This is a genomic window from Legionella resiliens (genome assembly GCF_021344005.1).
Classification (GTDB): domain Bacteria; phylum Pseudomonadota; class Gammaproteobacteria; order Legionellales; family Legionellaceae; genus Legionella; species Legionella resiliens.
The window spans coordinates 547,497-570,255 of the sequence record NZ_JAJTND010000001.1; the positions used below are offsets into that span (position 1 = coordinate 547,497).

The following is a 22,759-nucleotide window of genomic DNA, read 5'->3' on the forward strand; positions in this document are numbered from 1 at the left end:
TTTATACCCTCTTATAAAGCGGCTGCGCCACCGACAATTTCTGCTAACTCTTGAGTAATTGCAGCTTGTCGGGCTTTGTTATAAGCCAATTGAAATTCTTTAATCAAATCACCGGCATTATCCGTTGCATTTTTCATTGCAATCATTTTAGCCGCTTGTTCACAAGCGATATTTTCAACTACCGCTTGATAAATCTGCAATTCGATATAACGTTCTAAAAGATTATCCAGCAATTCTTTAGCATCAGGTTCATAAATATAATCCCAATGATGCCCCAAAATCGTGCTGTCTTCTTCTGATTTTGGCAATGGTAATAACTGTTTCACCACAGGTTTTTGGGTCATGGTGTTAACAAATTCGTTGTAAACCACATGCAACGCATCGATGGTGCCATTGTTAAAAGCATCAAGCATGACTTTAACGATGCCAATGATATCTTTGATACCTGGCGTGTCACCAAGATGCTCTTTTGAGCCAAGAACATTACTGCCAACTCGTTTAAAAAATGCTTGTCCTTTGCGACCAATGACCGCAAGATCAACTTCTTTACCTTGCTCCTTCCAGCTACGAATAGTACGCACTGTTTCTCGGAGCAAGTTGACATTTAAACCACCGCATAAACCGCGGTCTGTAGTGACTACGATAAGACCGATACGATTAATCTCGCGTTGGCTCATAAACGGATGTCTGTATTCTGAGTTTGCACGAGCAATATGTTTTACTACACTGTAGATCTTACTGGCATAAGGTTTAGATGCGCGCATTCTTTCCTGAGTTTTACGCATTTTGCTTGCTGCCACCATTTCCATCGCACGAGTAATTTTCCGAGTTTTGTTAATACTCGAAATTTTCGAACGGATTTCTTTTGCTCCAGCCATAATCTTACTTCGCCTTAAATTGACTTACCAACTTGCTGTACGCTTAAAGTCCTCTACAGCTTTTTTCAATTTTGCTTCAATGTCATTATCGTAAGCACCTGCTTCATTGATCAGTTGCAACAGATCAGGATGAGAGCTACGCATATAGTCATGTAATGACGCTTCAAATGCTGCAACTTCATTTACAGGCACATCATCCAAATAACCTTTTTCAACAACAAACAATGCGGTACCCATTTCTGCAACAGACAATGGAGAATATTGCTTTTGTTTCATCAGTTCAGTAATACGCTGACCACGTTCTAACTGTTTACGGGTTGCATCATCAAGGTCAGAAGCAAATTGCGAAAACGCTTCCAGCTCACGGAATTGAGCCAGTGCCAAACGGGTACCACCACCCAATTTTTTCATGATTTTTGTTTGTGCCGCACCACCAACCCGCGATACAGAAAGACCCGAGTTAATCGCTGGACGAACACCCGAGTTGAATAAATCAACATCAAGAAATATCTGACCGTCGGTAATGGAAATAACGTTTGTTGGAACGAACGCGGATACGTCGCCAGCTTGGGTTTCAATAATTGGCAATGCAGTTAACGATCCTGTTTTTCCTTTTACTTCACCGTTAGTCAGTTTTTCTACTTCCGTAGCATTAATACGTGCTGCTCTTTCTAACAAGCGAGAATGTAAATAGAAAATATCACCAGGATATGCTTCACGGCCTGGCGGTCTTCTTAACAACAATGAAATTTGTCGATATGCCCAAGCTTGTTTGGTTAAATCATCATAAACAATTAATGCATCTTCCCCTCGCTCCATGAAGTATTCACCCATGGTACAACCAGCGTAAGGTGCAATAAATTGCAACGCCGCTGAGTCAGAAGCACCAGCTACTACAACGATTGTATGCTCTAAAGCACCATGTTCTTCGAGTTTACGTACTATTGCTGCAACAGAGGAGGCTTTTTGGCCAACTGCTACGTAAACACACTTAACTCCAGTACCTTTCTGGTTAATAATCGCATCAATTGCAATTGCTGTTTTTCCAGTTTGACGGTCACCAATGATGAGCTCACGCTGTCCGCGCCCGACAGGGATCATTGCGTCAATCGCTTTCAACCCTGTTTGTACGGGTTGATCTACTGATTTACGTGCAATAACACCGGGAGCAACTTTTTCTATTGAAGACATGCCTGCTGCATCAATAGGCCCTTTTCCATCAATTGGATTACCTAAAGCATCAACAACTCGTCCTAATAGACCATTTCCCACGGGAACTTCAAGAATACGACCTGTACATTTACCTTTTTGGCCTTCGGCTAAAGAAGAATATTCACCAAGAACAACTGCGCCTACTGAATCTCTTTCAAGGTTAAGAGCTAGACCATAAACGCCGCCTGGGAACTCGATCATTTCACCAGCCATTACATCTTCTAGGCCATGTAAGCTCACAACACCGTCTTTCAAACTGACAATAGTACCTTCATTTCGTGCTTCAGATACTACACTAAAGTGTTCTATTTTCTTTCTGATTAATTCACTGATTTCAGAAGGATTTAACGCTACTTGTTCTGACATGGAAACTATCCTCTAAATTATGCGGTCAATTCAGTGCTAAGCTTGTTAAGCTTGCCACGAACTGAACCATCTATAACTAAATCGCCCGCTCGAATTATTGCTCCACCAAGCAAGGAAGGATCAATACTGATTTTTAACGATACCTTGCGCTGTAAGCGCTGACTTAATGATTCAATTAATCGCTGTTGTTGCGCATTTGATAAATCAGAATAACTGTTTACATCAACGCTCAGAGTTTTTTCTTGCTCTGCCCGATGTGTTTCATAGAGTGCATAAATCTCAGGAAGCAATATCAATCTTTTATTAGTGGCCACTAACGCGATTAAATTGTTTAATGGCTTGTTTTCTTTTGATTTTGCCCCGACTGCAGCCTCCAACAACTCGATATGTTGCGCTACAGTCGTTGCTGGATTTGCAATAAATTTCTCAGCCTCAGGTGTCAACACAGCTTGTGCAAGATTTCTCAAATGGGCTGACCACTCAGCTAATTCTTTTTCCCCTAAAGCATATTCAAAAATTGCCTTGGCATAGGGTCTGGCTATGGTGGTGCTATCAGACATTTTAAATCTCTTCTATCAAGTTATCTAATAATGCAGTATTTGCCTTAGCATCTATTTCGCGCATCAAAATCTTCTCAGCACCGGTTATTGCTAAGTTTGCGACTTGTTTACGCAAGTCATCTTTTGCATGATTGATTTGTTGCAATAATTGCTCTTGTGCCAGTTTTACTTGCATTTGCGCTTCATGCTTTGCTGTTTCTTTTGCTTCTTCAATGAGTTGCGCAGCACGCTTATTTGCTTTTTCGATGATATCAGCTGATTGAACTTTAGCTTGCTTTAACTCATCTTTCACGCGATGTTGTGCTAACTCTAATTCTTTACGACCACGCTCAGCAGCAGCGAGACCATCAGCAATTTTGTCTTGTCTTTCTTCCATAGCTTTTGCTAGTGGAGGCCATACTAACTTCATAGTAAACAAAACAAAAGCTGCGAAAACGAGCATTTGTACGATTAATGTTAAATTAATTTCCACCGTTTATCTCCTGTAACAATTAGGGCGCCATGCGCCCTGATCATGTGTTATCAAGAACCCAGGTTGCTAAGGAAAGGGTTTGCGAAAGTAAAGAACAATGCGATACCCACTCCGATCATAGTTACGGCATCTAACAAACCTGCAACGATGAACATTTTTACTTGTAACATTGGAACCATTTCTGGTTGACGCGCTGAGCCTTCAAGGAATTTGCCACCAAGCAAACCAAATCCTATCGCTGTGCCCAATGCACCCAAACCAATTAACAAGGCAACCGCAATAACGGTCATACTTTGAATTTGTGCTATTAAACTAGCGGCTTGCATATTTATCCCCTTTACAATGGATGAAAATTAAATCGGTTAATGATCTTCGTGTGCCAAACTAAGGTAAACAATCGTTAGCACCATGAAAATAAATGCTTGCAATGTTATCACCAATATGTGGAATATTGACCATGCTAGCGCCAAAATAAATTGTGCCGAGCCTAAAGTCACTGTGCTCACTGTTGATGATGTTGCAGCATTTAAGGTTAACAGAGCAATTAATATAAATATTAATTCGCCTGCATATAAGTTCCCAAATAAACGCAGTGCTAGTGAAATTGGTTTTGCAACAAGGCCAACCACTTCAAGCAACAGGTTAAAAGGTATAAATCCAGGATGATTAAAAGGCTGTAAAGTAAGCTCTTTTATAAATTTTTTAGGGCCTTTTATTTTAATGCTGTAAAAAATAATGAGAATAAATACAGAAATTGATAAGCCAAAGGTCAAGTTCAAATCGTTAGTTGGCACTACTTTGAGGTAATGAATTCCACCTGCTTGCGCAAGTGCAGGCAATACATCTACAGGAAAAATATCCATAAAGTTCATCAGGAAAACCCATAGGAATATAGTTAAAGCCAATGGACCAATTAAGTTATTTTTGCCATGGAAGCAATCTTTTACCTGATTATCTGCAAACTGAAGCATAATTTCAGCGAAGTTCTGTAATTTACCAGGAATTCCAGTAGTCACTTTGCGTGAACCGAAATACATTAAGCCGCAAACAAAAATTCCTAAAACAATCGAGAAAAATAAGGTGTCAAGATTCAATGTCCAGAAACCGCCCGAACCAAATTTCATATCTTTAACGTTAAAGGTAAGATATGTTAAATGATGCTTGATGTAATTTGTGCTAGATACCATTTCAGTCACTTTCAGGCCTATTCTGTTTGTTTACAATAATCAACGGGGCAAACCAATGCGTCATCAGTATCATAATGTATGATCCAAAAAACGCTAATGGTGTAATTTTAAATAGTAAAAACACCGCGGTGAATAGGAATATGGATATTACTATCTTTAACGCTTCGCCTTTATAGAAACTGTTCACTATCTTTTTGGCTGAACGAGCACCTTGATACTTAAACAGTTTACTTGCAAAATATGCATTAGGAACAATACAAACCATACCACCAAGCAATGCTGAACTTGCTGCGTTAGCATTGTATACTAACGCGCAAAGCGCTGCAAAGACCAATGTAACGCCTGACTGCACGAGCCACAGCCGTACAATGCCGCGTTTACTTAGCTGTTTGTTCACATATTCACCTAAGTTTCACCGCGCGAATTATAAAGCAACCCGCTTCAATAATCAACGCCATATTTTATATATCCAAGAATCTTTATTACCAATGACCTGCGTTTGGCGCTGACACCCAAGGTTCCTGTATTGGCAAAGGCTCTCCCTTTTGTAGCAACTCTATAGAAATATTATCTGGAGAGCGTATAAATGCCATATATCCATCTCGTGGAGGCCTATTAATTACCACACCTGAATCTCTCAATCGTTGGCATATCTCATAGATATTATCAACACGGTACGCTAAATGGCCAAAATTACGTCCTTCCTTATATTCTTCATGATCCCAGTTATAAGTGAGTTCAAGTAATGGTGCTTTAAGTTGTTTTGCTCGCTCCAGGTCATTAGGTGCTGCGAGGAATACCAGAGTAAAACGACCTTTTTGATTCTCCATGCGATTAACTTCAAGCAATCCCAATTTCTTGCAATAAAAATCAAGTGATTCATCCAAATTGGATACTCGTACCATCGTATGTAAATAATTCATGCATTTTCTCCCTGAGATTCATGTAGCTTTCAATCCTTCATTAAATGCATCCTGTTAAAAGGGGCAATCAATTGAGTTCAAAATGCATTGTATCATATCAAAAAGGAGACAATGTCCGCTCAATTAAGCTTAATTTCAATTCAATATATACAGAAAGATCAATTTACTCTAATTATTATGACGCGCTGCACGTCAAAGTATCGTTGTACAGCCAATTGTTTTGGGCTGAAATCCCCATTATATCTGATTTTACCGTCTATAATTAAAGAGTGGAGCTTGTTATCGTAACTCGGGTAATAAGTAGTGTTTATTAACCTCGCAAAAGGAAAAAACATGCCTGATAAGATCCAACATACTGCAGCCAGTCTGCAGCAAAAAATGCTCGCTCGTTATAGCGATGGGTTACATCACAAACATAACAAACATCATCTAGGATATCGACAACACTGTAGATCCCACCCATGTAATCAAATTAATGGTTTAAATAAGGATGAAGAAGAAGGGTTAGCCGGCTCTACGGGATTGTTACGTCAATTTAAATTGAGGAAAATGCGTAAACGACCTGATAAAGGAAATTTCCACTAAAAAACATACATCCTAAAAAAAGTGATTGGATGTATGGTTTTGATTGAGCAATCGCTTTTTTTAGGATCATCATCCCACGGAATTATCCTGATACGTAAAATACTTAAGAATTTTTACTACCCGCACTACATCATTTGTTCTTCTTGCCATATTAATTACTTTTTCAGCTTGCTCTTGATGCACGTCGCCCATCAAATATACAATTCGGTCTGAAGTAACTATTTTGAATGCATTAGGATCAATAGAATCGTCAGCAAAAATTTGGCTGCGAATTTTAGTGGTTATCCAACTGTCTTGTACGGTATTAGACTCCGAAGAACTTACGTGGACTTGATTAAACAGACGTCTATAACCTCTTACTTTGGCTAAACGTCGGCTTAATTCCGTTTGCATTCCAACATTAGGAACATGTCCTGCTACTAAAACATCACCGTTAAACACCGCAATATCAATAACACTTTCAGAGTTTTTGAATGTGTTATCAACGGCTATCGCATTATTCACTTTAAGATATAAACTGTAATCATCCAGTTTTTTATACACATTATGTCGATTGTAAACCATAGTGGCGCCTGTCCATAAGCTGCCCATACAGCCGGATAGGCACAGCAGAACAAAAGTAAGTAATACCGCCAAACATCCTTGTTTTAACATGTTATTTAGTGAATATACTGAAAAATTTTAACCACTTTGCTTACACCATTAACGCGCCGCGCGGCATCCACTGCAAGAGACGCTTGCTGGTCATTAACGATACCCATGAGATAAACTACTTTATTTTCCGTCACAATACGAATCGATCCAGACTCAAGTCCTTTTTTAGCCAACAACATGCTGCGGACTTGACTGGTAATCCAACTGTCTTTAGAGCGTTCCGTAAGGGGTATGGGATAACCTACCGATATTTCATTATATACTCTATATACACCCGGAGTAGTTCGCGCGATTTTTTCCGCCAAATTACGTAACGAAGCGGTTGGTGTTTGACCTACAAGCAAGACAACCCGATTAAAGCTGGTTACAAGTACCCGTGAGTCACTGAACTGGCGGTTGGTTACGATTGCTTTATGAATTAAATGAAATAATCGGGCATCTGCTTCCATAGTGATAATGCCACGTCGATCATAGACCATTCCTGCAACGGCACCGGTTATTACAGCGGCAACACATCCTGTTAATAAGGTAGTTACTAAAAGAAAAACGATTGATTTTAATTTTAACCTCATTTTTTACCCCAAAACCTGACCAAACAATGATTGGTCAATTAAATCACAAAAGCAATGTAAGATGAACAAATGCATTTCTCTTATTCGGGCAGAATTGTCTGAGGTAACACGAAGTTCAATATCTTCAGGTCCCAAATGATTCGCAAGAACACCTCCATCACGTCCACTTAAGGCTACAGTATCCATTCCGCGTTCGTTTGCTGCATGAAGTGCATGCAGCATGCTGTCTGAATTACCCGAAGTAGTTAACAAAAGCAGTACATCATTTTCTTGCCCTAAAGCCTGAATTTGCCGCGCAAATACTTGACTATAATGATTATCATTTGCAGAAAAACTTAAACTGCTCGCATCAGTACTTAAATTAATTACAGGAAGAGAAGGTCTTTCTACTTCAAATTGGTTCAGCATGGCGCTCGCAAAATGCATGCAATTGGCGCTTGACCCCCCATTACCACACAATAATATCTTCCCATCGGCAAGCAAACAATTCACTAAACGTTGTCCAGCTTTGGCGATCATATCAGATAAAGAATCAGCAAGTGCTATCTTGGTTTCTATATTTACACCAATCAAATGTCTTACTCGTTCTTCCATTTGTACCATCATATTAAAACCTCTACTTCTTAATTTTTTGTAGTTTACTGTTTTGGTAAAAAATTCCCGCGTTACACTTCGCCTCATACAATTAAATCAAGAAATCACCTCTCCGCCTACGCCGCGGGACGTGGGATAAGGTTCGGATAATTAACTTAACGGCAGCGACGCCTCACTTTATCCAGATTACATCAATCAATAATCTGTGCCAAACGCATCTTTCACCCAATTAATGGATGCTGATTTTCCATCAATACTTACCACATCAAAACGAAGTGCATCGTTATGATTTTGATGCTGGAGCATATAATGTGCAGCCGTTCTAAGTATTTTTTGTCTTTTTGCATAGGTAACACTCGCAATACCACCGCCAAATTGCATGGAAACTCGTGAACGAACTTCTATAAAAACAAGCTGTTCTTTATCACGCATAATTAAATCTATTTCACCCAGGCGACAGTTGTAATTTTTCGTAATTAATTCAAGGCCTTGCTTTTGTAAATAGGCTAAAGCTTTCTCTTCAGCAATACGTCCTTTCTCATAGGTCATCAATTACGCGGTCTCACCTAATGAATGTACAAGACCTTGTTTAAATTGTCCCCACTCCAAAACACGCGCAACGTGCTGAGACGGATTGAGATATAAAATACCCTCTCCAGTCTGCGATTGGTCTGCTGGGAATAACATCAATTGATTCAATTGCGTAGCCAAAGTATAACTATCGATTCCTAAAGCATACAATCGATTGTAGCTATTAAACTGTTCTGGCCAATTGCGTGTCCCCGCCTGATGCGCGAAGACCCAAGGAATATCACAAAAAATAATGCCATCAAGATCTTTATCTTTCAATGGATTAGCACTACCACCGTAGACACTTGCTGTAGCATATACTGGGACATCTCCTGCATAATAGTAATTTAACAAAGGCATAATTTGCCGGGCTTTGGAGGGATAGGCCAGCAAAAATATCATGTCAAAATCTTGCCTGCGGCTAATAACTGGCTGGATTTTTTGTCCTAATAATTCCCTTAATTTCTTTTCGCGTTGTTGGCTGTTGGTGATTTGCAGAAAATCTTTCATTTTTTTATTCAAATCATCATTAACACCATATGAAAAAGTATCAACAACACGCCCGCCATTTTTTTGCCATTGTTGGGTAAATGCTTTGGTTATCTCTTTTCCCCAATCGTTTCCTGGTGCGATAATTAATGCGCGACTATATCCTTTATTCTTTGCTCTGATTGCTACCTGCACTGCTTCATTTGTGGGTGAAAGTCCGAATAAATAGGAATTTTCCTGGATAACGCTATCAGCATCATTGAGCAACAGTGTAGGAACAGGATGGGATAGTGCCGCAACTGCAGCTACCTGCGATTTGGTTAGAGGTCCCACAATATACTCAGCACCATCATTGATTGCATTTTGATACAAGGAGGCAACATCACCTTTATCGGTATCGTAGGTTTTCACCTGCATGGATGTTTCGCTGTTATTGCTCTTGTATGCGGCCATAAATCCATCCCGCACTGCCGTACCTGGTCCTTGCAATGCGCCGCTTAAGGGGAGCAATAGAGCTACTTGTTTTGGTTGAGCACGCATTTTATGCGCAATTGAATCCAGTGGATCAGGCAAAATATGATTTGCTGGGTGACTCCTGTACTGTGATTGCCATTGGTTTAGCGCAGCAAGTATAGCCTTTGGATTGTCGCGATACGTGCGTGAAATCAATACGAGCTGTACCCATCCTTGCAGTACGGATTGATTCGCGGTTTGAGCAGCAAATGAATTTAATTCTGCTTGAGGTATATGAGTCAAAGTTAACCAAAGCGTACGACGATTATTGGCTTGACTTTCCTCATCAGTCAACAAAGTCTCAAGTTGAATACGCTCTTTAACCGATTCCAATTGCTTACCTGTACCACGATAAGCTTGTGCTAAAAGTTCATGAAGCTGGATCTTTTGATAAGCGGACAATTCATTGCGCTCAGTAATACTGGCTAATTTGTTCAATGCAATTTGGGGTCGGTCGCGAATGAGATCACTTTGTGCCAATAAAAGACTCTTTTCATGCTTAAGTGCCGGTGTTAAGTCAGAAGTCTGTGCTAAAATAGCAGTACCTTGTCGCCATTGACCTTCTGAAATCAATCGGCCTGCAGCCCGAAGTAAGGATTGTTGTTTTTCGATGCCCTCTTGATTTTTAGCCTGTTCAAGGTAACTTCCAGTAGGCTTGGAATAAGGACTCGCTTTTTTTTTCTTCTCTACTTTTGGTGCAGGCGCTGGCGCAGCCATTTCTGGAGGATTCACCGCTGTAGTGCATTGGCAAAGAAAAAAAGTAGATGTCAGTAAAAAAAATACGCGAATTTTTATTAACATGTTTTTAAGAATTGAATGAGCAATAACGCAAGAGGATAAACCATGACTAACTCACTAGCAACAGGCATAGGAACGCTTTATATTGTTGCGACTCCAATTGGAAACCGTGAGGACATTACATTTAGAGCATTAGAGGTGCTTAAGTCGGTTGATTTTATTTTAGCTGAAGATACACGTCATTCGGTGCAGCTATTAACTTCTTTAGGAATAAAGAATAATCTTGAATCCCTCCATGCACATAATGAAAATGATAAAAGCAAACACATTGTTGAAGCGCTTTTAACCGGGAAATCAGGAGCATTAATCAGCGATGCGGGTACACCATTAATTAGCGATCCAGGTTTTTTATTAGTAAAATTAGCGCGTCAATACAACATTCCTGTTATCCCTGTTCCTGGAGCATGTGCATTAATTACAGCGCTTTGTGCGGCTGGAATTCCTTGTGATTCTTTTCTGTTTTTAGGATTTCTCCCGGCAAAACAGCAGGCACGAAAAAGCAAATTGGATACCCTCCGTACAGAACCCCATACTTTAATTTTTTATGAATCGACGCACCGTATTCTTGAATGCCTTGATGATATTGGGGAACTCTATGGTCAAACATGTGAGATTGTTCTGGCAAAAGAATTAACCAAAACCTTCGAACGCTTTATTACAGGTACTTTGCTTGAGGTCAAAAACTGGCTTTTAGCAGAGCCAGCACATGTAAAAGGAGAGTTTGTGCTGCTTATTCCTCCGCGCCCAACAGTTCCTGAACCAGATGCTCATGAAAAACTACTTACAGTATTATTGGATGAGCTTCCGCTTAAACAGGCGGTAGCCATTGCATGCAAGCTAAGCAGCGGAAGTAAAAATGAATTGTATGAAAAAGCATTAGCAATAAAAAATAAATCAACGTAGTCTGGTCTGGGAAGAATCTCAGCAGATTAATTTGAGCTATGAACTTTTTGATGGAGGGATCCCTGCCTTCGCAGGGATGACAGAATACGGGAGAAGGGCAGCGTATACAAAATTGATCATTATGACAATATAATGATCAAAACAGGAAGTTCCCTTCGTCGTCAACGACAACCAATTAAAAACAACCACATCCTAGTAACTCTTCATCTACATCTACATTTTCGCCAGAATGAATCAGTCTCGCTTTTTCATCTTCAAGAATATCCTCTTCTTTAGGACTTTCCAAAGCTAACCTATCTGCTTCTTTTTTACTGTTATGCTGATCGTATGCATGATAAATTTCATAACCTATAAACAATACAGTTAAAGCGATTGCTGCAGGCCAACATACTGCATAAGTAGCAATTAAAAGAGTGGGAATGACTGTATTTTTTATCATAGTAAAAACAAAATCATTATACGCAGCGTCATACTCCTTAAGTGCAGCTGTATAATCTTCTTTTCCTTTGGCATGTTCCAAACGTAAACTTTTTTCCTGATACTTCGCATAAGCATCCGAAGAGAGATACATTGCAACAGCAACAGTACATACAAAGAAACACACAACCGGTATTCCTGGCCCGGTAAGCATTAATGAAGCTGAGAAACCAAGCATCAATAATGCTGCTGCTGCCGCGTTAAAATAAAACGTTGCTTCTTTTGTGCGCCAATTAATTTCCAGCTCTATAATTTGCTTTTCAAGCATTTCTATATGCATTTCTCGTTCTTTTTGAGACAAATGGGTAAATAATGCTTTATTGCGGTAATCCTCTATTTCCTGGTCATATTGCGCTTTCTTAGCCAGATACTCCCGTTTTGCCAAATAACATTTATATAAAGTCATACAAACGTCAAACCCTAAAAATGCAGCCGTAATCACTCCAGCTGTAGGATCGGGTATGTGAGTGATATGATTAAAATTAGTTAAGAAATTAACAGTGGCCCACACTAAGTCATTGGCAAAATTACAGTGGCGTTTGTATAGTTCGAATTTAAAACGCTCTAGAGCTGTAGTTTTATCCTTTTTCTCCTCATCGGTAGGAAAAAAAGTATGCTGAACCAAATAACCAGCATCGATGGCAAAACGAATTAAAAAGAGACCTACGCTAAAATAATTAAGCACCCCATTAGGCGCTTTAAGTCGCTCAATTATTTTATCAGCATCTGTATGCGTACCTAAAATTTTATCCAGCTTTTCAAGAAATTGCGTCTCCTTTGCTAGAGCAAAACCTGAAACCATAGTTAACCGACAAAAAACCCAGTATACGCGGCATAAATTAGCATAAGCCACATAATCCCGAATTTGCGAAAGGTGAGCTGGCGAGGTAAACAAATTACGAAAACTTTTAATGAAATAGTCCCTTAACGAGTTTATAAACTCTTCTTCATCTTTTTGTTTTTCTTTTTCTTTCACTAAATGCTTTTTAATTTTTTCCTTTAATTGGGTATATTCGTCTTCTTTACTTGTTCTTCCATATTTTTTTATAAATGATGCCTCTGAAAATCTATTTTTATGTGCATATGACTTATGAAAAGTTTCCAAAAGCGTAGCGCAATAGTAACAGTACTCCCAAAATGCTTTATATTTTTCATCATCTTCATCTTTTTGTTTTTCTAATACAGCAAATAGATTAAGGAATTCAGTTTCAAGATCTTTTTGATTTTTTAATAGGAAGGTATAGCTAACTTGACCTGCTCGACCGTCAATATCCTCAGGGGTGTTTAGCTCCTTATTGCGAAGTTGCATGAAGAACTGGTTCTTATCCTCAACAAAAGTCTTATCTAATTCTGAATAAGCCATGACAACCCCCTTCTTTACAAAAAATTTACAGAGTGTTTTTATATGTACATTATCATTTGCCTTGAATTTTGACAAGAAATTTTTGTATGTTTTTTTAACATAATGTTTCAAAACGGTAAAGAAATGCATTAAGTTGTTACATAAAGAAAAAGTAATGACTTATTTGCCAATACAGAAGCTGGAAAAGATACGACCTAACAGATCATCGGAACTGAATTCACCGGTTATTTCGCATAAGCTTTGATGGGCGCGGCGTAAATCCTCTGCCAATAACTCACCGGCGCGATGCACGGTTAATTGTTGTTGGCCGCTGGCAAGTAAATTTTTTGCTTCATCTAATGCGTGTAAATGACGTCTTCTGGCAAGGAAGTGGCCTTCATTGGGTTGATAGCCTGCAACCTGTTTGACTATGTGTTTTAGGCCATCAATTCCTTCACCTGATTTGGCACAAAGATAGACGTTATGCTCATGTATTTGAGCACTGCGGCCTAAAGTATCAATTTTATTAAATATTGTAATAATAGGAACTTCCTGTGGTAATGCAGCCTTGATTTCCTTTGTTAAATAATGATGGTGTTCCAGATCATTCACATCAACGACGAGCAAAACGCAATCTGCCTTCTTTAACTCTTTCCAGGCTCTTTTAATTCCTTCCTTTTCAACCAAATCATCAGAATCCCGTAAACCCGCAGTATCAATGATGTGAAGTGGAATATCATCAAGCAAAATATGTTCACGCATCACATCTCGTGTTGTCCCAGCAATTTCCGTCACTATGGCAACATCACGTCCAGCGAGGCAGTTAATCAAAGTTGATTTGCCTGCATTGGGTCTTCCAGCGATTACTACAGATAAGCCTTCACGTAAGATAACGCCTTGACTCGCTTGCGAACGTATCTCCTCTAACTCAATTAAAATATTTTGTAGCAATTGGGCTACTTTACCGTCGTTGAGGAAGTCAATTTCTTCTTCTGGAAAATCTATTGCTGCTTCCACATAGAGACGTAAATTAATAATCTTTTCATTTAATTGGTTGATTTTATTTGAAAAATCACCTTGCAAAGATTTTAAGGCCATTCGTGCTGCAGTTTGCGAACTGGCTTGAATTAAATCAGCTATTGCCTCAGCCTGCGTTAAATCAATTTTATCATTTAAAAATGCTCGCTCAGAAAACTCCCCTGGACGCGCCATCCGGGCCCCTAGAAGAATGCACGCTTTGATGAGCATATCGAGCACAACAGGAGATCCATGCGCTTGAATTTCGACCACATCTTCACCAGTAAAAGAATGGGGGGCTTTGAAATAAATCATTATCCCTTGATCAATTAACGCATCGAGTTGTTGTGATTGCGCATCCTCAGAGAAAGAATAAAAGGAACAAAAAGTAGCCATACGTGGCGATAGTGGCTTATTGCCATTAAGCGAGTAGGCTATTGTGTATGCTTGTGGACCAGATAATCGGATGATTCCTACCCCACCTCTGCCAGGTGGGGTAGCTATAGCTGCTATGGTTTCTGTAGTAGGCATTTATTTTACGGAAACAAGTTTCTTTGCTGGTTTTTCATCAGAATATTTACGAGTAATGTACCATTGTTGCAATATAGACAAGGTATTATTCACAATCCAATACAATACCAAACCCGCTGGAAAATTCCAAAATAAGCCAGTGAATAATATGGGCAAAAACATCATGATTTTTGCTTGCATTGGATCAGGCGGTGCGGGATTTAGTTTTTGTTGGATCAGCATTGTAGCGCCCATAATCAATGGCAATACATGATACGGATCAGGTGAAGCCAGGTCGTTAATCCATAGGATAAATGGTGCTTGTCTTAACTCAACGCTTTCCAATAAAACCCAATATAAGGCAATAAATACAGGAATTTGGATTAATATAGGCAAACAGCCACCTAAAGGATTTACCTTTTCTTGTTTATAAAGTTCCATGGTAGCTTGGCTGATTTTTGCTTTATCATCGCCATAACGTTCACGTAAAGCCTGTAACTTGGGCTGTAATTTACGCATCCCCGCCATTGATTTATAGCTGGCAGCAGATAAGCGATAAAAGGCTAATTTAATTAATACAGTAACTAAAACGATTGACCAACCCCAGTTGCCAACGAAATTGTAAATTGCTTTCATAAACGAGAATAATAACGTAGATAAAAACCATAAAATTCCATAATCTACAGTAAGTTCAAGCGAGGGGGCAATGTTTTTTAATACGCTGGTGATTTCTGGACCTATATACAATCTGGAACCCACTGTGGTCTGCTCGTCAGGCTTGAGGGTAATCGGTTTGCTTACAGCCCCAATAGTATAATCATTATTTGCAGCGCGAGTATAAAATTTGTTGTTCGCATTAGGTTCTGGGACCCAGGCACTTAAAAAATAGTGCTGTTGCATGGCAATCCAGCCACCTTTACTGTCTACGTCCAGATTTGCTTTATTCATATCGCCGAAGCTTACCTTTTGATAGCGATGTTTTCCTGGTTCTGAGTACGAAGCTCCCGTATAGGAACCAACGTGAAATACGCTTGATTTATCCTCTTTGGGTGAGCTACGTAACAGCTGGGTATTCAAATATCCAGTCCATTCATTGCTTCCTTTATTAACAATTTTGTAATTTACATCAATAAGATAACTACCTTTTGTAAAGGTAAATTCTTTTTGTACATCAAGCCCTTCATTGCTTTTTCCGCTAAGTGTTACGGTTAATTGCTTTTGATCGGGCCCTAATTCGAATTGTTTTTTTGATGTTGTAAAATTAAAGTCAAGTGCTTGAACGTTTTGTCCTGAGGCAACAAAAAGGCTGCTGTTAGCAACATAGCGTTCGTTGGGTTGATTTTGTAAAAGAAGAAACGGTTTATTCTTTTCTTCTACACTTTGAGGGTATTCAAGAAGTTGACTTGCAACGACATCACCTTGTTGTGGATCAATAGACACATTTAAAACATCTGTTTTAACATGAATTAAAGATGCATTGTTGCTTTTAGTTGGTTCAGCAGTCGGATTAATTGGGGTTGATGTTGACGTATTGCTTGGGGTTACTTGAGGTAACAAAGGTTGTCCACTTTTCTCTTGGCTTGTCACATTTTCTGTTGGTACGGGCTTTGGAGGATAGTCTATTTGCCAAGCATTCCAAAGTGATAAACTTACTAGCGCAAGCGCCATATATAAAACTATACGTCGTATATCCATCAATGATTCTCGTTGTTAGGGAGTACGGGATCATAGCCACCACGTGACCACGGGTGGCAACGCAATACTCTTTTTAAAGCCATCCATAAACCTTTGGTTATGCCACATTGTTGGATAGCACTTTCAGCATATTGTGAACAACTTGGGTAATATCGACAACTTGGTTTTAACAAAGGGCTAATCAAATACTTATATAGTTTGATGGGTAAACAAACTATTTTTCGTAACATGAGATTATTTTTTTCCATGTTTTGCCCATTCTAGCGTTTATAATTGCATTTGTTTGTTTTGCTACGCCTTGTCTTGCTAAAAAGACCAAATCGACTGCAGGTAATTCTTTTTGTCGAAAGCTTTCTCTTAACAGTCGTTTAATACGATTTCGATCATGAGCTTTTGCTATCATTTTCTTCGACAACGCCAGCCCAAGTCGTGCATAACCTAAATTATTCTCTCTAAAGAGAATGATAAACTCGGATGTTACAATTTTCTTCGCTTGTTCAAACACATAATTATAATCATTTTTTGTTAATAATCGCTGTGTTTTTTTAAAAGCAAACACTTAAGCAGTCAGACGCTTACGGCCTTTAGCGCGACGGCGTTTAATCACTAATCTTCCTGCACGAGTAGCCATACGCTCACGAAAGCCATGATCACGTTTACGTTTTAAATTACTGGGTTGAAAGGTGCGTTTCATGATGAACCTGCTAATAAAATTATGAGGTTGGCAATAATAGAGAACTTTTTTTCTACTGTCAATTTTGTGGTCTGATTATTTTTTGTGTATTTACTTTTTTACTCATAAATTTATGGGCTGTTAATAACTACATTATTTTATATTTTTAAATTTCTTTTTGTTATTGTGTCATCTATTTCTTGTTGATAAGTCAAATAATTTGTTAACAATCAATTAGTTAAGTTAAAGATAACCTTGTTTGTAAACTATTTTTTTCCCTGTGATCTATTTGTTTGTATCTTTGTGCTTTGATTTATTCATCACTTTATTATCATCTTATTCCCTATATTTGATCCTGTTTATTCATAGTTAACTTGATCCAAGGTGACTTAAATTTAGTCTTTTTATTTTGTTTTTAGATATTTTTTATATGGTATTCTGGTTTTTTTGATTATTTTTTATCTTGAACTGATTATCGATGAGATATAGATTCATGATTTTTTTCCAGTTTCTAAATCTAAATATCTCTCTATTTTTATTGATTTGTACTTCTTTTACATAAAAGATATGTTTTTTGAGAACAATAGGATTCATCAAGTTTCTCCATCTACAATGATTTCAGATTGATTAGGGATACTTATGGTTTTTTTTAAATCAGTTTTAAATGGAATTGGCTCTGGATCTGGGGTTGCATGGCCATTGTTTGGTATTTTATTCTCTGTGGTAGGTGGATCAATTGCCAGTTTTTTTTCTTTAACCTTGGGTTTGATTTCCATTACTTTATTTTTTTCAGTGAGTGGTCTTGTTTTTTATTTTTCCTATCATGAGCAGAAAGAGAATGAGCTCCTTTTTCAAACTCAATTTCGCAAAAATCAACACAAATTGCTTGCCGATATTGATGAATATATAAAGAGTATTGATACTTACTTTTTATGTGAAAAGAACAGTGATGCCTTTAACAAATTATTTAAACGCATACTCACCCTGGATCTTTATAAAATTCGGGATGTAGATGCTAATTCGGCTTTATATCAAATTTTACTGCTTCTTAAAGATGAATATGAATTACATCAATGTATTCCTAATAATAAAAATATATTAAAAAATATTGCTTATAAAGTAGCGCAGCAATCAGTACCTGCATCAAAAAAAATGATTCCTGCTTTGTTTACTTTTGTGGGTACTTTTGGTTCTATTGCAGGGTGTTGTGCCGGGGTCTCAGGTTTATTAACTGGTATAGGAATATGTTCCAGCTTTATAGCATTTCCTTTAGTAGGATGTGGTGTTTTGTTATTTGCATTACTCAGTAGTGTTGCTTTAGCTTATGAAGCATTTACTGTGTCAATTGATGATTTTAAAAAGTTACAGCTCAATCTAATGATGAAAAATATGCATCAACAATTAAGTAAAGCTATTATGGAGCGTAATTTCAATGCAACGTTATACAAAGCTTCTGTTTTTTTAACTGAGCACAATGAAGGAGGGATGGAAGTTGCTCCTATTAACCAACAAATTTTTGCATGCCCATATTTTAAAAATTTAGAAACAGATAAACGCAGATTATCCTTTTTTAATGTGAATCAACCTGTTCCTGTTACAGTCAATGCTTCGTTAAAAGCGTTTTCTTTAGAATCAATTACCCCTCTATTTAAATAGCTTCTGGGATAATTTGTGCATGCTGTTTTTAAAAATATCCACACTTTTTTTGTGGATAACTTTTCTTTATCTAAAAGCCTGAGTATAATTTGCATGCAGCAGCACCTTGGTGAATCGAAGAAATTCTACTTTTTCACTTTATGCAAAGTAATTTCATGCTTAATTATCTTGCTGTCCAGGTACTTTCAGTGGCATATTTAAATGCTGTGGCTAATTAGTTTTAATAATCTTTTTACCACCCTTCTTTGATGAGGAGTTATGTTGTGTCAGCATCTGTTTGGCAAAAATGCTTAGGTCTATTACAAGATGAATATTCTGCTCAACAATTTAATACCTGGTTGCGCCCTTTACAGGCACATACAGATGAGCAGCGTTTCATTTTATTTGCGCCTAATCGATTTGTCGTTGACTGGGTTAAAAAGCATTTCTTTTCTCGAATCGAAGAGTTGATTAAGCAGTTTTGTGGTGAAGAGATTAAATCAATTTCCATCGAAATTGGAAGTAAAACCTCCAGTACAGACTCGGAATCGAGTTCTTCTGGTTCATTTTCTTCTGAAATAAATACACCTCCTCCAGTCAGTTCTACGGCAAGTAAGTCTGTGGCGAAGAAGGCGGTTGATTATAAGAGCAGCCACTTAAATAAAAAATTTATTTTTGAAAGCTTTGTCGAAGGTAACTCCAACCAACTTGCTCGTGCTGCATCAATGCAAGTCGCTGAGCGGCCTGGTGATGCATACAATCCTTTATTCATATATGGTGGTGTGGGTTTAGGGAAAACGCATTTGATGCATGCTATTGGAAATGCCATCTTAAAGAATAATCCTGATGCGAAAATACTTTATTTGCATTCTGAGCGTTTTGTTGCAGATATGGTCAAAGCGATCCAGACGAATTCGATTAATGAATTTAAACGTTTTTATCGCTCCTTAAATGCATTACTTATTGATGACATACAGTTTTTTGCTGGCAAGGACAGGTCTCAAGAAGAGTTTTTCCATACGTTTAATGCCTTATTGGAAGGACAACAGCAAATAATTTTAACGAGTGACCGTTATCCAAAAGAAATTGAAGGCATGGAGGAGCGTTTAAAATCCCGATTTGGCTGGGGACTGACCGTTGCTGTTGAGCCGCCTGAATTGGAAACGCGAGTTGCTATTTTAATTAGTAAGGCAGAACAGTCGAACATAGAATTGCCCTATGAAGTTGCATTTTTTATCGCGAAACGTATTCGTTCTAATGTAAGAGAGCTAGAGGGGGCATTGCGTCGCGTTATTGCTAATGCCCATTTTACTGGAAAGCCAATTACTATTGAGTTTGTTCATGAGGCGTTACGCGATCTTTTGGCTTTACAAGATAAATTAGTCACTATAGAAAATATTCAAAAAACTGTTGCTGAATATTATAAAGTCAAAGTGGCTGATATCTTATCAAAACGCCGCAGTCGCTCTATTGCCCGGCCTCGGCAAATGGCTATGGCCTTGAGTAAAGAGTTAACGAATCACAGTTTGCCTGAAATTGGTGATCATTTTGGAGGTCGCGATCATACAACAGTCATTCATGCATGTAGAAAGGTTAGGGAATTGATTCAGGATGACAGTGATTTTGCTGAAGATTATAAAAATTTGATGCGTATTTTATCTTCCTAGCCCTGCAAAGTAGCATGGTATGCCTTATTAAGTCATATTTGTAATCTAGGCACATGGTTTTTGGGTTTTTCTATCAATAAATCATTCTGTTAGGGTATTCAGTTGTACATGAGTTAGATGAAACGATTTATTTGTTATTTTATTCTTAAGGTTCATATGGAGTTCTATCTTGTTTGAATTCGCTATTAAAAAAGAAGATTTACTTGCTCCCCTACTCACAGTGGCTGGTGCTGTAGATAAAAAACAATCTTTAGCTATTTTGTCAAATTTTTATCTTAAATTAGCAGATGATTTGTTGAATATAACTGCTACTGACTTGGAAATCGAAATTTCTGCGCAAGTTCCTTGTGAATCTGGACAGCATTCTGGCAGTATTACTGTACCTGCTAAGAAATTTATCGATATTATTCGCTCTTTAGATGATGCAACCAACCCAAATGTGATCGTTAATAATGGGCTTTTAACAATAAAACAAGGGCGTAGCTCCTTTAAGTTAACGACTTTACCCGCTGAGAGCTATCCTTTAAGTGAAGATGAGTGTAATGAAGTTGAGTTAACTATTCCGCGTTTGGTTTTATTAAAGTTGTTACAGTCAACTCATTTTGCTATGGCACAACACGACGTGCGGGTTTTCCTTAATGGATTGTTTCTTGATTTTGAACCGAATCTTATTTCTGCTGTTGCAACTGATGGACATCGAATGGCAATTTGTCGTCATCCGTGCTCTAACACCAGTGAGAAAAAATTGTTATTGCCTAAAAAGGGAATTCAGGAATTGTTACGACTTCTTAATGGTATTGATGATGAAGAAGTTTTATTAGCTGCAGGTAAATCGCATTTTAAATTAGTATCGCGTCAATTTATTTTTTTATCGAAATTAATTGAGGCACGGTTCCCTCCTTATTCCAAGGCGATTCCTAAAAATCAGGATAAACAGATTATTATCGACTGTTCTGTTTTCAAGCGCTCTTTATCGCGGATTGTTATTTTGGCTCATGAAAAGTCCAGGGCTGTTATGCTTCATTTGCAACCTGGAATGCTCACCCTAATTGCCAATAATAACGAACAAGAAGAAGCTGTAGAATCCCTAACTGCTGATACCCAAGGTGATGAATTAAAAATTGGTTTGAATGCGACTTACTTACTTGATGTCCTTTCTCACTTTGGGGATGGAAAAATTCGCTTGTCCTTATCGAACACGGACAGCAGTATTTTAATTGAGTCATTAGATGATGATAATTATCAATATATTATTATGCCCATGAAAATATGATCCTTTCTGAATTAAAAATTCATCATTTACGAAATATTTCATCGGTACATCTTGGCTTAAGTCCTAGATTCAATTTTATATTTGGGCCAAATGGAAGCGGCAAAACTTCTATCCTTGAAGGACTCTATCTTTTAAGTTGCGGTCATTCATTTCGATCTCGTGAAATCTCGCCAATTATTTCGTACGAACAACCCTCTTTAACTGTGTTTGCCCGCTCGCAACAGCAGGAGACGATCAGTATTCAAAAATCTTATTCTGAACCCACGCAAATTAAGTTGAACAATCAATTTTGCTCGACTACCAGTCAACTGGCTTATGCTTTACCTTGCCAAATTTTTTATGCTGATATTTTTCAAATTATTGATGCGGGTCCGTCGGTGCGTCGGAGTTTGTTGGATTGGGGGTTGTTTCACGTGAAACATAATTATCATACTATATGGAAAGAATATAGAAGAGTACTTAAACAGCGTAATGTTCTTTTGAAACAACATGCGCCACACATGCATTTTATTCCCTGGGATAAGCAATTAAGCATGCTTGCGAATGAACTTCATTTACTTAGAGAAGAATATTTCAATCAATGGGAGCAAGAATTTATCACTGTTTTAGGTGAGCTAACCCATCTAGATTGTAAGATTACTTATTATAAGGGTTGGGATAAAAAAAACTCTGGCAGAGACTTGGAGCACATATTAACAGAATGCTTTTCCAGCGATATCCAAAAATCCTACACGCAATTTGGTGCCCATCAAGCTGATATTTTGATTGAAATACAACATAATAAAGCCAAGCAAATTTTGTCACGCGGTCAGCAAAAAATTATTTTAATTTCATTGCGATTGGCTCAGGCAAATCTTCTTCAACAAGATTGTTTGTATTTGATTGATGATTTGCCAGCAGAACTTGACGAACAACACCAAATTAGACTAATGGGATATTTGGCCCAAAGAAAAGGTCAATATATTGTAACTTCCACTACTCAACCCTCACACCTTATCACTGCATTATCCGGTGAAGAACATTCCATTTATTACATTAATGAAGGTATTTTAACTCAACTATAATGTTTCACGTGAAACAAAACGGCAATGCATGCAAGAGTATATTGGAAGCATCTCTAATCCCTAGTTCCTGACCTTCTCTTTAGCTCGTTATGGGTAAGTTTAAAGTTCCCAATGAGATATAAACATAGGA

Annotated in this window: 25 protein-coding genes; 6 read left to right on the plus strand and 19 right to left on the minus strand. The window is 38.0% G+C overall.

The genetic code is table 11. From position 1 onward, the window contains the following. Positions 1-11: 11 nt before the first annotated feature. The 8 genes from atpG to LXO92_RS02335 form a co-directional block, all read right to left on the minus strand. Complete coding sequence (gene atpG, locus LXO92_RS02300; RefSeq protein WP_182351146.1) at positions 12-878, minus strand: F0F1 ATP synthase subunit gamma; 867 nt, start codon at positions 876-878, stop codon at positions 12-14. A gap of 24 nt (positions 879-902) precedes the next feature. Continuing rightward, positions 903-2,456, minus strand: coding sequence for a F0F1 ATP synthase subunit alpha (gene atpA / locus LXO92_RS02305; RefSeq protein ID WP_182351147.1), 1,554 nt, complete (start codon positions 2,454-2,456; stop codon positions 903-905). 17 nt (positions 2,457-2,473) lie between these two features. Next, positions 2,474-3,016, minus strand: a complete 543-nt coding sequence (locus tag LXO92_RS02310; protein ID WP_182351148.1) for a F0F1 ATP synthase subunit delta — start codon at positions 3,014-3,016, stop codon at positions 2,474-2,476. 1 nt (position 3,017) lies between these two features. After that, complete coding sequence (locus LXO92_RS02315; RefSeq protein WP_182351149.1) at positions 3,018-3,488, minus strand: F0F1 ATP synthase subunit B; 471 nt, start codon at positions 3,486-3,488, stop codon at positions 3,018-3,020. A 50-nt stretch (positions 3,489-3,538) separates the two neighbouring features. Next, positions 3,539-3,814 (minus strand): F0F1 ATP synthase subunit C, encoded by a 276-nt coding sequence (atpE, locus tag LXO92_RS02320; protein WP_182351150.1) that lies wholly within the window; start codon positions 3,812-3,814, stop codon positions 3,539-3,541. A gap of 36 nt (positions 3,815-3,850) precedes the next feature. Further along, positions 3,851-4,675, minus strand: a complete 825-nt coding sequence (gene atpB / locus LXO92_RS02325) for a F0F1 ATP synthase subunit A (RefSeq protein WP_182351151.1) — start codon at positions 4,673-4,675, stop codon at positions 3,851-3,853. 1 nt (position 4,676) lies between these two features. Beyond that, the gene (locus tag LXO92_RS02330) at positions 4,677-5,072 is read right to left on the minus strand and encodes a F0F1 ATP synthase subunit I (protein WP_182351152.1); all 396 of its coding nucleotides are present in this window, start codon (positions 5,070-5,072) and stop codon (positions 4,677-4,679) included. Between the two features lie 85 nt (positions 5,073-5,157). After that, a complete protein-coding gene (locus LXO92_RS02335; RefSeq protein WP_182351153.1) occupies positions 5,158-5,598 on the minus strand; it encodes a VOC family protein in 441 nt (146 codons plus the stop codon). Between the two features lie 333 nt (positions 5,599-5,931). Here LXO92_RS02335 and LXO92_RS02340 point away from each other — a divergent pair, with 333 nt between their 5' ends. Beyond that, entirely contained in the window at positions 5,932-6,183 is a 252-nt protein-coding gene (locus LXO92_RS02340) for a hypothetical protein (RefSeq protein ID WP_182351154.1), read from the plus strand. A 69-nt stretch (positions 6,184-6,252) separates the two neighbouring features. Here the strand turns inward: LXO92_RS02340 and LXO92_RS02345 are convergent, their stop codons facing one another. The 5 genes from LXO92_RS02345 to LXO92_RS02365 form a co-directional block, all read right to left on the minus strand. Then, complete coding sequence (locus tag LXO92_RS02345) at positions 6,253-6,837, minus strand: BON domain-containing protein (RefSeq protein WP_182351155.1); 585 nt, start codon at positions 6,835-6,837, stop codon at positions 6,253-6,255. Between the two features lie 5 nt (positions 6,838-6,842). Further along, positions 6,843-7,409: a BON domain-containing protein gene (locus tag LXO92_RS02350; RefSeq protein WP_182351156.1), complete on the minus strand. Its 567-nt coding sequence runs from the start codon at positions 7,407-7,409 to the stop codon at positions 6,843-6,845. Positions 7,410-7,412: 3 nt separating this feature from the next. After that, positions 7,413-8,012: a D-sedoheptulose-7-phosphate isomerase gene (locus tag LXO92_RS02355; protein WP_182352904.1), complete on the minus strand. Its 600-nt coding sequence runs from the start codon at positions 8,010-8,012 to the stop codon at positions 7,413-7,415. A 186-nt stretch (positions 8,013-8,198) separates the two neighbouring features. Beyond that, a complete protein-coding gene (locus LXO92_RS02360; RefSeq protein WP_232890401.1) occupies positions 8,199-8,552 on the minus strand; it encodes a YraN family protein in 354 nt (117 codons plus the stop codon). A gap of 3 nt (positions 8,553-8,555) precedes the next feature. Beyond that, positions 8,556-10,376: a penicillin-binding protein activator gene (locus LXO92_RS02365; RefSeq protein WP_182351158.1), complete on the minus strand. Its 1,821-nt coding sequence runs from the start codon at positions 10,374-10,376 to the stop codon at positions 8,556-8,558. Positions 10,377-10,418: 42 nt separating this feature from the next. Here LXO92_RS02365 and rsmI point away from each other — a divergent pair, with 42 nt between their 5' ends. Continuing rightward, positions 10,419-11,276, plus strand: coding sequence for a 16S rRNA (cytidine(1402)-2'-O)-methyltransferase (gene rsmI / locus LXO92_RS02370; RefSeq protein WP_182351159.1), 858 nt, complete (start codon positions 10,419-10,421; stop codon positions 11,274-11,276). A gap of 175 nt (positions 11,277-11,451) precedes the next feature. Here the strand turns inward: rsmI and LXO92_RS02375 are convergent, their stop codons facing one another. The 6 genes from LXO92_RS02375 to rpmH form a co-directional block, all read right to left on the minus strand. Then, positions 11,452-13,116, minus strand: a complete 1,665-nt coding sequence (locus tag LXO92_RS02375; RefSeq protein WP_232890337.1) for a hypothetical protein — start codon at positions 13,114-13,116, stop codon at positions 11,452-11,454. A 159-nt stretch (positions 13,117-13,275) separates the two neighbouring features. Beyond that, positions 13,276-14,643, minus strand: coding sequence for a tRNA uridine-5-carboxymethylaminomethyl(34) synthesis GTPase MnmE (gene mnmE / locus LXO92_RS02380; RefSeq protein ID WP_232890338.1), 1,368 nt, complete (start codon positions 14,641-14,643; stop codon positions 13,276-13,278). Then, the gene (gene yidC / locus LXO92_RS02385; RefSeq protein ID WP_182351161.1) at positions 14,644-16,317 is read right to left on the minus strand and encodes a membrane protein insertase YidC; all 1,674 of its coding nucleotides are present in this window, start codon (positions 16,315-16,317) and stop codon (positions 14,644-14,646) included. It abuts the gene before it with no gap. Continuing rightward, the gene (yidD, locus tag LXO92_RS02390) at positions 16,317-16,565 is read right to left on the minus strand and encodes a membrane protein insertion efficiency factor YidD (protein WP_182351162.1); all 249 of its coding nucleotides are present in this window, start codon (positions 16,563-16,565) and stop codon (positions 16,317-16,319) included. The genes yidC and yidD overlap by 1 nt, the downstream gene beginning before the upstream one ends. Then, positions 16,532-16,876, minus strand: coding sequence for a ribonuclease P protein component (gene rnpA / locus LXO92_RS02395; protein ID WP_182351163.1), 345 nt, complete (start codon positions 16,874-16,876; stop codon positions 16,532-16,534). Before rnpA ends, yidD begins: the two co-directional genes overlap by 34 nt. Then, positions 16,877-17,011 (minus strand): 50S ribosomal protein L34, encoded by a 135-nt coding sequence (rpmH, locus tag LXO92_RS02400; protein ID WP_019232681.1) that lies wholly within the window; start codon positions 17,009-17,011, stop codon positions 16,877-16,879. Positions 17,012-17,629: 618 nt separating this feature from the next. Here rpmH and LXO92_RS02405 point away from each other — a divergent pair. The 4 genes from LXO92_RS02405 (at position 17,630) to recF (ending at position 22,629) form a co-directional block, all read left to right on the plus strand. Further along, a complete protein-coding gene (locus tag LXO92_RS02405; RefSeq protein WP_182351164.1) occupies positions 17,630-18,646 on the plus strand; it encodes a hypothetical protein in 1,017 nt (338 codons plus the stop codon). A 263-nt stretch (positions 18,647-18,909) separates the two neighbouring features. After that, on the plus strand, positions 18,910-20,292 hold the full coding sequence (gene dnaA / locus LXO92_RS02410) for a chromosomal replication initiator protein DnaA (protein ID WP_182351165.1): 1,383 nt from the start codon (positions 18,910-18,912) through the stop codon (positions 20,290-20,292). Positions 20,293-20,461: 169 nt separating this feature from the next. Continuing rightward, positions 20,462-21,565, plus strand: a complete 1,104-nt coding sequence (dnaN, locus tag LXO92_RS02415) for a DNA polymerase III subunit beta (RefSeq protein WP_182351166.1) — start codon at positions 20,462-20,464, stop codon at positions 21,563-21,565. Further along, positions 21,562-22,629, plus strand: a complete 1,068-nt coding sequence (gene recF, locus LXO92_RS02420; RefSeq protein ID WP_182351167.1) for a DNA replication/repair protein RecF — start codon at positions 21,562-21,564, stop codon at positions 22,627-22,629. The genes dnaN and recF overlap by 4 nt, the downstream gene beginning before the upstream one ends. The last annotated feature ends 130 nt before the right edge of the window (positions 22,630-22,759 follow it).

Bases quoted from the DNA above. Each gene is read 5' to 3' on its own strand.
- atpG (WP_182351146.1), bottom strand. From the start codon at position 878: ATGGCTGGAGCAAAAGAAATCCGTTCGAAAATTTCGAGTATTAACAAA.
- atpA (WP_182351147.1), bottom strand. From the start codon at position 2,456: ATGTCAGAACAAGTAGCGTTAAATCCTTCTGAAATCAGTGAATTAATC.
- LXO92_RS02310 (WP_182351148.1), bottom strand. From the start codon at position 3,016: ATGTCTGATAGCACCACCATAGCCAGACCCTATGCCAAGGCAATTTTT.
- atpE (WP_182351150.1), bottom strand. From the start codon at position 3,814: ATGCAAGCCGCTAGTTTAATAGCACAAATTCAAAGTATGACCGTTATT.
- atpB (WP_182351151.1), bottom strand. From the start codon at position 4,675: ATGGTATCTAGCACAAATTACATCAAGCATCATTTAACATATCTTACC.
- LXO92_RS02335 (WP_182351153.1), bottom strand. From the start codon at position 5,598: ATGAATTATTTACATACGATGGTACGAGTATCCAATTTGGATGAATCA.
- LXO92_RS02340 (WP_182351154.1), top strand. From the start codon at position 5,932: ATGCCTGATAAGATCCAACATACTGCAGCCAGTCTGCAGCAAAAAATG.
- LXO92_RS02345 (WP_182351155.1), bottom strand. From the start codon at position 6,837: ATGTTAAAACAAGGATGTTTGGCGGTATTACTTACTTTTGTTCTGCTG.
- LXO92_RS02350 (WP_182351156.1), bottom strand. From the start codon at position 7,409: ATGAGGTTAAAATTAAAATCAATCGTTTTTCTTTTAGTAACTACCTTA.
- LXO92_RS02355 (WP_182352904.1), bottom strand. From the start codon at position 8,012: ATGGTACAAATGGAAGAACGAGTAAGACATTTGATTGGTGTAAATATA.
- LXO92_RS02360 (WP_232890401.1), bottom strand. From the start codon at position 8,552: ATGACCTATGAGAAAGGACGTATTGCTGAAGAGAAAGCTTTAGCCTAT.
- LXO92_RS02365 (WP_182351158.1), bottom strand. From the start codon at position 10,376: ATGTTAATAAAAATTCGCGTATTTTTTTTACTGACATCTACTTTTTTT.
- rsmI (WP_182351159.1), top strand. From the start codon at position 10,419: ATGACTAACTCACTAGCAACAGGCATAGGAACGCTTTATATTGTTGCG.
- LXO92_RS02375 (WP_232890337.1), bottom strand. From the start codon at position 13,116: ATGGCTTATTCAGAATTAGATAAGACTTTTGTTGAGGATAAGAACCAG.
- mnmE (WP_232890338.1), bottom strand. From the start codon at position 14,643: ATGCCTACTACAGAAACCATAGCAGCTATAGCTACCCCACCTGGCAGA.
- yidC (WP_182351161.1), bottom strand. From the start codon at position 16,317: ATGGATATACGACGTATAGTTTTATATATGGCGCTTGCGCTAGTAAGT.
- yidD (WP_182351162.1), bottom strand. From the start codon at position 16,565: ATGGAAAAAAATAATCTCATGTTACGAAAAATAGTTTGTTTACCCATC.
- rpmH (WP_019232681.1), bottom strand. From the start codon at position 17,011: ATGAAACGCACCTTTCAACCCAGTAATTTAAAACGTAAACGTGATCAT.
- LXO92_RS02405 (WP_182351164.1), top strand. From the start codon at position 17,630: ATGGTTTTTTTTAAATCAGTTTTAAATGGAATTGGCTCTGGATCTGGG.
- recF (WP_182351167.1), top strand. From the start codon at position 21,562: ATGATCCTTTCTGAATTAAAAATTCATCATTTACGAAATATTTCATCG.